This is a genomic window from uncultured Cetobacterium sp. (assembly GCF_947038635.1).
In the GTDB taxonomy this organism is placed as follows: domain Bacteria; phylum Fusobacteriota; class Fusobacteriia; order Fusobacteriales; family Fusobacteriaceae; genus Cetobacterium_A.
This window is the reverse complement of sequence record NZ_CAMQXC010000065.1, coordinates 1-12,124: the sequence shown is the minus strand read 5'-3', so window position 1 is coordinate 12,124 and position 12,124 is coordinate 1. Positions and strand designations below refer to the sequence as shown.

The 12,124-nt window shown below is 28.6% G+C and carries 11 protein-coding genes and 1 riboswitch; of the genes, 8 read left to right on the top strand and 3 right to left on the bottom strand.

Annotation, left to right across the window (positions count from 1 at the left end; genetic code table 11):
- Positions 1-59 precede the first annotated feature (59 nt).
- Together Q0V08_RS07370 and Q0V08_RS07365 are read left to right on the top strand one after the other, a co-directional pair.
- Entirely contained in the window at positions 60-920 is an 861-nt protein-coding gene (locus Q0V08_RS07370; RefSeq protein WP_297433504.1) for a patatin family protein, read from the top strand.
- Positions 921-1,081: 161 nt separating this feature from the next.
- Positions 1,082-1,363, top strand: coding sequence for a hypothetical protein (locus tag Q0V08_RS07365; RefSeq protein ID WP_297433502.1), 282 nt, complete (start codon positions 1,082-1,084; stop codon positions 1,361-1,363).
- 477 nt (positions 1,364-1,840) lie between these two features.
- Here Q0V08_RS07365 and zupT read toward each other — a convergent pair whose 3' ends face one another.
- The 3 genes from zupT to ade form a co-directional block, all read right to left on the bottom strand.
- On the bottom strand, positions 1,841-2,641 hold the full coding sequence (gene zupT, locus Q0V08_RS07360) for a zinc transporter ZupT (RefSeq protein WP_297433501.1): 801 nt from the start codon (positions 2,639-2,641) through the stop codon (positions 1,841-1,843).
- Positions 2,642-2,991: 350 nt separating this feature from the next.
- Positions 2,992-4,314, bottom strand: coding sequence for an NCS2 family permease (locus Q0V08_RS07355; RefSeq protein WP_297433499.1), 1,323 nt, complete (start codon positions 4,312-4,314; stop codon positions 2,992-2,994).
- Between the two features lie 11 nt (positions 4,315-4,325).
- On the bottom strand, positions 4,326-6,089 hold the full coding sequence (gene ade / locus Q0V08_RS07350) for an adenine deaminase (RefSeq protein ID WP_297433497.1): 1,764 nt from the start codon (positions 6,087-6,089) through the stop codon (positions 4,326-4,328).
- 96 nt (positions 6,090-6,185) lie between these two features.
- Positions 6,186-6,283: riboswitch (purine riboswitch) on the bottom strand.
- A gap of 213 nt (positions 6,284-6,496) precedes the next feature.
- Between ade and deoC the strand changes: the two genes are divergently transcribed.
- The 6 genes from deoC (at position 6,497) to Q0V08_RS07320 (ending at position 11,918) form a co-directional block, all read left to right on the top strand.
- A complete protein-coding gene (deoC, locus tag Q0V08_RS07345; RefSeq protein ID WP_297433495.1) occupies positions 6,497-7,147 on the top strand; it encodes a deoxyribose-phosphate aldolase in 651 nt (216 codons plus the stop codon).
- 26 nt (positions 7,148-7,173) lie between these two features.
- Complete coding sequence (locus tag Q0V08_RS07340) at positions 7,174-8,034, top strand: DMT family transporter (protein ID WP_297433493.1); 861 nt, start codon at positions 7,174-7,176, stop codon at positions 8,032-8,034.
- A gap of 23 nt (positions 8,035-8,057) precedes the next feature.
- Positions 8,058-8,432, top strand: a complete 375-nt coding sequence (locus tag Q0V08_RS07335; RefSeq protein WP_297433491.1) for a Rid family detoxifying hydrolase — start codon at positions 8,058-8,060, stop codon at positions 8,430-8,432.
- A gap of 150 nt (positions 8,433-8,582) precedes the next feature.
- Positions 8,583-10,346: a flavocytochrome c gene (locus tag Q0V08_RS07330; protein WP_297433490.1), complete on the top strand. Its 1,764-nt coding sequence runs from the start codon at positions 8,583-8,585 to the stop codon at positions 10,344-10,346.
- 122 nt (positions 10,347-10,468) lie between these two features.
- Complete coding sequence (locus Q0V08_RS07325) at positions 10,469-11,254, top strand: sulfite exporter TauE/SafE family protein (RefSeq protein ID WP_297433488.1); 786 nt, start codon at positions 10,469-10,471, stop codon at positions 11,252-11,254.
- A 43-nt stretch (positions 11,255-11,297) separates the two neighbouring features.
- Positions 11,298-11,918: a DUF1847 domain-containing protein gene (locus Q0V08_RS07320; protein WP_256689711.1), complete on the top strand. Its 621-nt coding sequence runs from the start codon at positions 11,298-11,300 to the stop codon at positions 11,916-11,918.
- Positions 11,919-12,124 lie beyond the last annotated feature (206 nt).

The following is a 12,124-nucleotide window of genomic DNA, read 5'->3' as shown; positions in this document are numbered from 1 at the left end:
TATATATATAGTATTAAAATTTTAAAAAAATTTTCAGATGATTAAAGGAGTTATATATTATGGAGAATATAGGATTGGTATTAGAAGGTGGCGGACTAAGAGGAGCTTATACATCAGGTATTTTAGATTATTTTTTATTTAAGAGATTATATTTTAAATACACGATTGGAGTGTCAGCAGGAGCTATTTATTCAGCATCCTATGCTTCTAGACAAAAAAGAAGAAATATTGATATCATACTAAAATATTTAAATGATGAGAGATATATGGGATATAAACATCTAATAAAAAACGGTAGTTATATCAATACGGATTTTGCATATAAAAAAATTACATATGACATTTCTCCTTTTGATTTTGAAACATTTACTAGCTGTGATTTAGAATTTAAAGTAGGAGCTTTTAATTGCTTGAAGGGAAAAACAGAGTTTTTTAGCAAAAAAGATTTTAGAAAAACAGATGATCTACTAGAAGCTTTAATTGCTTCAGGAAGTTTACCATTTTTATCTAAAGAAGCAATTATTAATGAAAAAATATATCTAGATGGTGGAATTGCTTCTCCTATTCCCATAGTTCAATCAATTTTAGATGGAAATAGTAAAAATGTAATTATTTTAACAGAGGATAAAACTTATAAAAAAGATCCTTTGAAATTACAACTGTTAATAAACTTATATTATAAAAAATATCCAAAAGTAGCTCAAGCTCTTAATAGAAGACATTTAGTATATAATCGAACTTTGAGAGAGATTGAAGAGTTAGAAAAAAAAGATGACGTTTTTGTTTTTAGACCAAGTGAAGTTGTTGTAGTTGATAGATTAGAAAAAGATCTAAATAAAATAGATACTTTATATAAACTTGGATTAAAAGATGCTGAAGAAAATTATGAAAGACTAATAAGTTGGTTAAATAGAGCATAAAGAAAGTACTACTGGAGATGGAGTTATGAAAAATTTAGATTATTTAAAAATAATAGAGGAACTATTGTTTGTGTGTTTTATTTTTATTTTAATAGTGTTTTGTATGTTTTATGGATAGATATAAAAACAATCTATCCTAAAAAAATAGAGAGGTGGATATCATGAATTTAATGTTAAATAGGTTAGAAAATATGAAAAAACAAAGTATATTTGAAATTAGAAGAAAAGATACTTTAAAACAAAGAAAATCTACATATATTTTCAAAGTAGATTCAAATACATTTTTAATTGCATCATCTTTAATTGACTTTTTAAAAGAGAAAGAGATAAAAACTTTAAAAGTCACATTAGATGAAGTTTCTAAATTTATAGAGATGAAATTAGAAAAAGATTATGAGTTTATGGGAATGTATAACCCTAATTTCCCAAAATTAGTAAGTTAAAAAATTATTTATAAATTATTTTTAGATTATTATTCAATTTTGAGTCTACCCTTCATTTACATTTAAAAACTCATTAAACCTTTTAACAGAGATTACCACTATATTTTTATATAAATTTTCGGAAAGATAATAAACTCAATAGAAGATCTAAAGATATAATGAGGTTAATTATTTATATTTTGTGTAAATTTTCTATGATTACATAACTAAAAATAGATGATTCATGTAATTTTTAATAAAGATATTAAATATTGGAGTAATATAATAAAAAAGAGTTATGTAAAAGGGAGGAGTTTATGTTAAAAAGTGACAGAGAACAAAAATTGAAAGAAAAAATAAAAGGAAAAACAATGGAGGAGATAATGGAATTGATGATAGCTTCTTTGGAGAATAGTAAAGAAGAAATAAAAAATTAAATGTTTTACATATAAAAAATAGGAGTAAAGTTTTAATATCTTTCTCCTATTTTTTTATTTGTTAAAATATTAATAAACTAGTTGCCATAACAATCATTCCACTGATTAATCCGTAGATAGATAAATGGTGCTCGCCATATTTTTCTGCTGCGGGAAGTAGTTCATCTAAAGATATGAAGACCATGATACCTGCAACTCCAGCAAAAATTATACCGAAAATTAAATCGTTCATAAAAGGTAGTAATATTAAATATCCAATTACTGCTCCAAGAGGTTCTGATACCCCTGATAAGAAGGAATACATAAGAGCCTTTTTCTTACTTCCAGTTGAAAAATAAATAGGAACTGATACAGCTATTCCTTCTGGAATATTATGGAGTGCTATTGCAATGGCTATAGATACTCCTAGAGTTGGGTTATCAATTGCACTCATAAAGGTTGCTAATCCTTCTGGGAAGTTATGGATACCAATAGCTAGTGCTGAAAAAACACCCATTCTATGTAAACTTCTATTTTTCTCTAGTGTTTTATCACTGATATCCTCAATATTTTTTACCTCGTGAGGGTTTTCGTAGCTTGGAATTAATTTATCAATTAAAGCTATTAAAAGCATTCCTCCAAAGAATGCTAGTACAGTAAAAATCGTTCCATTTTTCTCTCCTGCAGCGTTAATAAGTGATTCTTGAGCTTTGGGAAAAATCTCTATAAATGAAACATATATCATAACACCTGCAGAAAATCCAAGTGTTACTGATAAAAATTTTATATTTGTTCTTTTGGAGAAAAATGCAATAAAACTTCCAATTCCAGTGCATAATCCAGCGCCAAGTGTTAAAAGAAATGCAAATAAAATATTATCCATATAAATACCTCTTTCTGTATAATTCGTTTTAAATAAATTATATCATTTAAATATTTGAAAGTCAAAATAAATTGAAGAGAGGAATGTAATACAAATATTTGGAGGGTATTTTGGGCTATTTTGAATACTTTAGGATGATTTTATGAGTGATTCTATTTTTATAAGGATAAACTCAAACGAACGTTTTAAATTTAAAATTAGAGAGTCAAAAAAATTAACTTTTGTCCAAAAAAATGGAAAAGTAGATATTTGTATATATTTTTTAGACAAAATACTTTAAATATGGTCTTAAAATTATAAAAGTCATAAAAAAAAGGAATAGAACATTTATGTTCTATTCCTATGAAAAGCTATCTTATGAAGTAATATATCATAATAGCACTAAGAATGTATAGTCTAATATGGATTTCTTTTGCTTTTCCAATTAAGACTCTTAAAAATACATAAGCTATAATTCCAACACCAACTCCGTTTGAAATACTGCTTGTGTAAGCTGTTGTAGCTATCATAAAAAACACAGGAAATGATTCAGAAAAATCCCCATATTCAATTCCTTTTAGTGATTCAAGCATCATTATTCCAATTATAATAAGTACAGGTGCTGTAGCGATAGCAGGAATCATTAGGGCAATTGGAGTAAAGAATAAAGCTGTTAGAAAAATTAATCCAGTAGTAACAGAAGTTAGCCCTGTTCTACCTCCTTCAGCAACACCAGATGCAGATTCAACATATGTTGTAACAACAGTTGTACCTAGAACGGCACCAACAATTGTAGCAATAGCGTCAACTAAAAATGGTTTTTGAATATTTGGCAGATTTCCCTCTTTATCTAATAACCCAGCTTTCTCTGAAACACCTAACAGTGTTCCCAAAGTTGAGAAGAAGTCTCCAACAAAGAAAACAAACATTATAGGTAAGAATTTTATACTTAAAACTTTAGAAAAATCTAGTTTGAATGAAACGTCAGCTATAGATGGAGGTAAAGACATTAATGATGTTGGAACTTTAGTTATTCCTAAAGGAATTCCTAATATAGTAACCAGTAAAATTCCAATTAGTATAGCTCCCTTAACTTTTCTAACAATTAAAGCAGCAATTATAAATAAACCTACTATAGCTAAAATTGTTTCAGGAGATTTTAGGTTTCCAATGGCAATCTTCCCTTTTGAAAGGTCCATTAGTTTTGCTGAACCAAACCCTAATTGAATTAAAAATATTCCTACAACAGCTCCAATTCCAATTTTTAAATTTTTAGGAAGAAGTTTAACTACAATCTCTCTAAAACCAAAGAAAGACATTATTAAAAAAATTACTCCAGAAACAAATACCAAACCTAATCCCTCTTGCCATGTTGTTAAACCTGAAGCAACAAGAGTATAAGCAAAGAATGCATTACTTCCCATAGCAGGTCCTAGAGCAAAAGGAAGATTGGTATAAGTTCCCATAAATATTGAAAATATTCCAGCAGTTAAAGCTGTTACAACTGTCATTGCACCGATAGGCATTCCAGATGCACTCATAATAAGTGGATGAACAATTAAAGCATAAGCCATTGTCATGAAAGTTGTAGTTCCAGCAGTTATTTCTGTTTTTATGTCTGTTTTATTTTCTGATAATTTAAAAAGTTTCTCAAATAAATTTTTATCTCTTTGTTCAATTTTTACTTGTTGCATTGGATCTCCTTTTATTTAAATAGATTTATAACTTTTTGTTCTCTAACATCGACAAGTCCCAGATCACTCATTTTAGCATTTGGAATTACTATTAGAGCTAATGTGCTAGGTCTCGTTATTGGAGATGCACTTTCAATTCCCATTTTTCTAAGAATTTTATTCATCTCGCTAATCTCTTTTGCTAAAATTTCAGCAGGTTGATTTGAAAGCATTCCAGCTATTGGAAAAGGTAAAACTCCAGTAATTTCTCCATTTTCAGAAGTTACAATTCCACCACCTAGTTCTTTTATTTTTTTAGTAATAGTTAGAGCTTCGTTCGGTTTGTTGAATACAATTGTCAAATTATGACTATCATGAGAGTATGTTGTTCCAACTCCACCCTCTTTTAAATAGAAATTTTCAACAACTGCTAAAGCTATGTTGTTATTAAAATTATGTCTGTTAACAATAGCAACAAAATTTAGATTTGAGTTTTCAGAGATATCAATAAAACCATCTTTTGCTTTAACTAATATAGTTTTTCGATCTGTTATAGATCTTTCTTTAGTGAGATATGATAAAACTTCGATTTCAATCTCTCCATTTTTGATAGGTGATTTTATTTTAAAATCACTTTCGCTTAACTCATTAACATAAACTGAATTTAAATGTTCAATCTCTAATTTTGGAGATTTTATCTTAACAACTAAGTCATCATTTTCTGCAATTAATTTTCCTTGCCAAAAAGTTTTTAAAACATTAAAATCTACTAAATTATCTAAAATTGCTATATCGGCAAAGTATCCAGGTGCAATTGCTCCTATTTTATCTAACTTATACTCTTGAGCGGTATTTAAAGTTGTAGCTCTAATAGCTTCGATGGGATCTAAGCCAGCTTTTACAGCAACTCTAACACAGTCGTTAATATGTCCAACTTCTAAAATATCTCTTGGTTCTCTATCATCTGTACAAAGAGTTAAATTTCTTGGTGATTTCATATGTTTAATATTTTCAACTATTGAACTTATATTTTTAGAGATAGAACTTTCTCTGGCGTCAACATACATCCCCTTTCTTATTTTATCTGGAGCTTGACGCCCATCTCTAGTTTCATGACATGATATAGGACCTCCACAAATATATGCAGATAGTTCATTTCCACTTAATTCAGGTGCATGACCTTGAACAAACATCCCTTTTTTGATTGCTGTTTCAACTATTTTAGTCATTCTTTCACTTTGATTGATAACTCCCACGAAATCCATAACTTCACCAAGACCTAAAACCCTTGGTAAATCTAACATTTTTTCAATTTCAATATCATTAAATTCAGCTCCAGCATTTTCAAGACCAATAACAGATGGGACACATGATGGAATTAAATAATATTGATTCATTGGTACATCTTTTGAATTTTCAATCATATACTTAACACCATCAATACCTAATACATTTGCAATTTCATGAGGATCAGCAATAATAGTTGTTGTTCCTTTAGGTAAAACTGCTCTAGCAAAGTTTACAGGTGTTAAATGGCTACTTTCAACATGAACATGTGAATCAATAAAACCAGGCGATACAAATTTTCCATCAATATCAATTATATTTTTTCCTAAACTAATAGTATCTAAATCATACTCTACAATATTAGCAATGTATTTATCATAAATATATATATTAGCTTTATATATTTCTCCTGAAAAAACATTTATTAAATTTCCGTTTTTTAGAACTATATCAGCTTCTCTTTTTCCTAAAGCAACTTCAACTAGTTCTCTTCTTTTTTGTAAATTCATAAAATCCTCCTTGTAAAAAAATAAAAAAGTCTTTTCCCTACTTAGAGAAAAGACTTTAATAAATTAAATGAAAATACAAAAAAATATATTTCAAATGATATATTTGCCTTTTCTCATAGTGACCTATTTACGGCAGGTCGTAGAAACGTTCGTCCATATTACGAATATATATGAGAAAAATTTATTTTATTTATTAAGTTCATAGTATCATTTTTTTAAATATTTGTAAATTATTTTATAATTTTAAGATTTTATAGTTATAAAAATATAGGTTTTGTACATACGTATAGGATGTATACCTATTTAAAGTTTATATAAATCAATATTTTTTCATTGTGACATACTATGGCCATATTTAAATTGTAATATGAATTTATTCAAGAGATCAAAAAAATTAGGAGGAAGCAATGGAACTAAATAAATTTATTAACCACATGTTATTAGGGGCTACTTTAGGACCTGAAGATGTAAAACTATTATGTAATGAAGCAAAAGAATTAAAGTTTTCTTCAGTTTATGTTAATGGTATTTATGTCAGTTTAGCTGCGAAAGAATTAAAGGAGTCAACTATCAGAGTTGGAACAGTTGTTGGATATCCTTTTGGAACTTCATCATCTGAGGTAAAATTATTTGAAACAAAAAAATATATTGAAGATGGAGCTGATGAGATAAGTTTAATTATAAATTTTGGAATGTTAAAATCTGGTCAGATAGAGTATATAAGAAATGAAATTGAAAATATAAAAAATATAGCTGAGAAAAAATTATTAAAAGTTGTAGTCGATTTAGATTATTTAACTTATGAAGAGAGAAATATTCTGATTTATGTATGTTTAGATTTAGGGATAAATAATTTTGAAATATTAAAAAGAAAAATTACAGTTGAAGATATTAAAGAGATAGATAGTTTAACTAAAGAAGATTTAGAAATGGGAATTGTTGGAGAGATAAAAAATTTATCTAATATGAAACTGTTTATAAATGCAGGGATAAAATCTTTTAATACAATATCAGGAGTAAAGATAAGTAAAGAAATAAATGATAATTTTTGGAGTTAAGTTACATAAAAATTAAGGAGCAAACTATGAACATAAAAAAAGAATCTACGTATATATATTTAATATTTTTAGCAATTTGTTTTTTAGCAACAGGAGGGATTTTTGTAAAATTAAGTTCTCTTCCACCTATAACAACTGGGTTTTATCGAGTTTTATTTAGTTTACCTCTGCTTTATCCCTTTGTGAAAGGGGATTTGAGTAATGTTTCTAAAAAAGATTTTTATCTGATGTTTTTTTCAGGAGTATTTCTAGCTTTAGATTTAGTATTCTGGAATATGTCGTTTCAATATACCACTGTGGCTAATGCAAATCTGTTAGTTAATTTGGTTCCACTTACGATTATTCCATTATCATATTTTTTTTATAGAGAAAAATTAAATAAATCTTTTTTTATAGGCTTGGTTGTTTTAATTATTGGAATCATTATTTTAATGAAAGGAAAAATAAGTACAAATCCACAAAATTTTAGAGGAGATTTCTATGCTTTTATAGCATCAATATTTTATGGATTATTCCTATTCTTTGTTTCTAATATTAGAAATAGAGTATCTGCTAAAGTAATAATGTTTATTTGTGGTTTCGGAAGCTTAATAACTTTGTTTATAGCGATGTTTTTTAAAGAAGGAATTGGTTATCCAGTGACTTTAAAAGAACTAATTCCATTAGTTGGTCTAGCAATTTTTTCTCAACTTTTAGGTCAGGGACTTATGAGTTACTGTGTTGGAAAAATAAGAATAACCTTATCATCAATATTGGTTTTAAGTCAACCAATAGTTGCAGCAGTTTATTCTTTTCTACTTTTTAATGAAAAGATTTCACAACAAGAGATTTTAGGAATATTTATTGTTTTAATAGGTATTTATATTTCAAAAAAACAAAATAGTTAATAATATAAAATAGGAGCGATTTAATGAAAAATATAGTAAATACAACAGAGGCACCAGCTACAATTAATTATTCTCAAGGAATAGAGTTAAATGGAATTCTTTATTTGTCAGGACAAATTCCTTTAAATCCAAAAACAATGGAATTGGAATCAAGTGATATTGAAAAACAGACACAACAAACATTAGATAATATTCAAGCTATATTAAAAAAGAGTAAGTATTGTTTGGAAAATATCGTAAAAATAACAACCTATGTTACAAACTTAAATGATTTTGTAAAAATAAACAAAATTTATAATAGAGTTTTTTCAAATATTCATTCTGTAAGGTCATTAATAGAAGTTTCCAAACTTCCAAAAAATTCAGATATTATGATTGAAATTGTAGCAGCAAAATAAATATAATTTTTCCAAGGTAATATATCTAGTATATATTACCTTTTTTTTATATTTAAAAATTATAAGTTTAAAAAAACGATAAAATGTTGTTTTTTAGTAATAAATATATTATTATAAAATATACTAGTATAGATATGGAGGAGTTTTTTAATGAAAAAAAGATTATTGTTATTGTCGTTAATGGTAGTTATGGGGAATCTGAGTATGGGAGAAAGTTTTAAAGAGGGAACATACTTAGGAAGTGCAAATGGATATAAAGGGGAGATAAAGGTAGAGGTAAAACTCTCTAAAGATAAAATAGAGGATGTAAAAGTAATTTCAAATACAGATACACCAATAATATCAGAAGCACCTGTAAATATTATTCCAAAAAAAGTTTTACAAACACAAGGTCTAGGAGTGGATGTAGTAGCTGGAGCAACAGGAACAAGTAGAGGAGTTATAGCAGCTATAAATAATGCTATAAAATCATCTGGATATAAAACAGATTTAAGAAGAGTTAAAGAAACTAAAGAAAAATTTAGTGATAAAATAGTAGAGCATAAAGATGATGTTGTTGTCATTGGAGCAGGTGGAGCTGGATTAATTGCAGCAATAGAAGCAAAGCTTAATGGAGCGAATGTTTCAGTTATAGAGAAAATGGCTTTTCCTGGAGGAAATACATTAATTTCAGGAGCAGAATACGCAGCTCCTGAAAACTGGGTTCAAAAGAAAGAAGGATTGAAAGATAGTAAAGACCAATTTTTTAATGACACAATGAAGGGTGGAGACAATGAAAGTAATCCTAATTTAGTAAAAGTTTTAGCTGATAATGCATTAGATGGAGCAGTGTGGTTAAAAGATTATGTAAATGTAGTATTTGAAGATAGACAGATGTTTTTTGGTGGTCACTCAGTTAAAAGAAGTTTAGTTCCAAATGGAGCAAGTGGAGTAGAAGTTATTGGAAAATTAATGACGAAAGCGAAAGAGTTGGGAATTCCAGTTTATTTAGAGATGAATGCAGTTGAACTAATAACAGATGGAAATAGAGTTGTTGGAGTAAAAGCTTTAACACCAACAGAAACACATAATTTTATGGGAAAAAATGGAGTAATCATAGCAAGTGGTGGATTTGGTTCAAATATAGAGATGAGAAAAAAACATGATCCAAGAATGGATGAAAAAATCCTATCTACCAATACAACTGGAATAACTGGTGATGGAATTGTAATGGGAGAGAAAGTTGGAGCAGCAACAACAGATATGGAGTTTATTCAAACTTATCCAGTTTGTGATCCAGAGAATGGAGCGCTTCTTTATACAGGAGATGTAAGATTAGCAGGAAGTGCAATTTTAGTTAACAAAGAAGGAAAACGTTTTGTTGAGGAGTTAGACAGAAGAGATGTAATATCATTTGCTATAACTAAACAAACTGGAGGAGTAGGATATTTATTTTGGGATCAAGCTCAGCTAGATAAAACAGAGGTAGCAGTTCACCATAAAGGGGAGTATGAGGCACTGCTAAGAAGAAGAATTTTAGTAAAAGCAGATACTATTGACGATGCAGCAAAACATTTTGGAATAGATGCCAAAGAGCTGAAATCAACTGTTGAAAAGTATAATGAATATGCTAAAAATGGAAAAGATTTAGAGTTTAATAAAAGAGGTGGACTTGTAGCATTTACAGAGGGTCCATATTATATTCTAAAAAATACTCCAGCTATCCACCATACTATGGGAGGATTAGTAATTGATACAAAGGGTAGAGTTTTAGATAAAAATGGAAATCCAATAGAAGGATTATTCGCTGCAGGAGAAGTTACTGGAGATATTCATGGAAAAAATCGTTTAGGAAGTAACGCTATTACTGATATAACAGTATTTGGAAAAATTTCAGGAGAAAATGCTGCTAAAAATTTACAAAAAGTGAATTAAAAAAGCTATTAAAGATTAAAAAATAAACAAAATAAATAATACAAAAACATTATGTTGACGTGAAAGTCAAATATCAGATAAAATTGAAAAAAGCAAAAAATAAATAGTACGAGGGGAGTAGTATGGAAATATTGTATTTTGTAGTTTGTCTTGGGGCATCAATTTTGGGGGCTATAAGTGGTATTGGTGGAGGAGTTATTATTAAACCAATTCTAGATGCTTTGGGAACTATGCAGGTATCAACAATTAGTTTTTTATCAGGATGTACCGTACTTGGAATGACAACAATGACGTTATATAAAAATAGTAAAGCGGGAGTAAGACCTGAGAAAAAAAGAGGAACACCTTTAGCTATTGGGGCAGCTGTAGGAGGTCTTTTAGGAAAACAATTATTTGATTGGGTTAGAGTTGCAAGTGGAGATCCAAATATGGCTGGAGCAGTTCAATCTTTTGTTTTAGCAGCAGTTACAGTTGGGGTATTAATATTCACTATCCAAAAATCAAAAATTACACCTCTTAATATAGAAAACACAACGGTGTCTTTAGGAATTGGATTTCTTTTAGGAGCTTTATCTGCATTTTTAGGTATTGGTGGAGGGCCAATAAATTTAATGATTCTATATCTATGTTTTGGTTTAAACTCAAAGGAAGCAGCAATAAACTCTATTTACATAATACTGTTTTCACAGGGAGTAAGTGTAGCTCAAACAATTTTTAAGGGGATACCTGAATTTGTTTGGTTAGCATTTGTAATGATGGTTGCAGGAGGAGTAGTCGGAGGTACAGTTGGTCCTATAATTTCAAAAAAACTTTCACTAAAAGGTGTAGATAAAATATATCTATGCATGGTTGTAGGAATAATTTTAATTAGTATTTATAATGGAATGAGTTATCTAGGAGTTTTATAAGTATTAAAAATAAAAACAAAAACAATGAGTTAGGAGAGAGAAAATGAGTATTTGTGCAAAATGTATGACAAGAGGTTGTTTATCAAAGGACCAAGAGAAAATGCCAAAGGTATTTTGTCCTAGTAGAAATGAAGAGATGCAAAATAAAGCAAAAGAATTACATGTAGGAGATGACTTAACAATTGCTGTTCAATCAGCACTTGTAGAAGCTGAAGGGAATACAAATTGGACTCGTGTTCAAGAAACTATAGCTTTTGCAAAGAAATGTGGATACGAACGTATAGGTTTAGCTTTCTGCACAGGACTTCACGAAGAAGCTAAAACTTTTGTAAAAATATTAGAGCACCATGGATTAAAAGTGGTTTCTGTAATTTGTAAAAATGGAGCTATTTTAAAAGGTTTTTTAGGAATACCTCAAGAGGAAAAAGAAACTTATGTAAAAAATGATATTATGTGTAATCCTATTGGACAAGCACTACACTTAAATGAAGAGAAAACAGATTTAAACATACTGTTTGGTCTTTGTGTAGGACATGATACATTATTTATAAAACATTCAGAAGCACCAGTTACTGTATTTGCAGTAAAAGATAGAGTGTTGTGTCACAATCCAGTTGCAGCAATATATCAAGCTGATGCATACTATAAGAAGAAACTATTTTAAAAAATATATTTAAAAAGGAAAAGAAGAAAATAAAATGTACAATGGGTTAGCATTGAGTTGCTAGCTCTTTTTTTTGTTTAAAATTAAATATGGAGGTTAGTTATGAAGAGAGTGGTAGAATTATTAAAATTAAGCCCTGTTCTAGTATTAGCAATACTGATGTTTATAGGATATGATGCTTTAATAGCAGCTCCTTTAGCCACCGC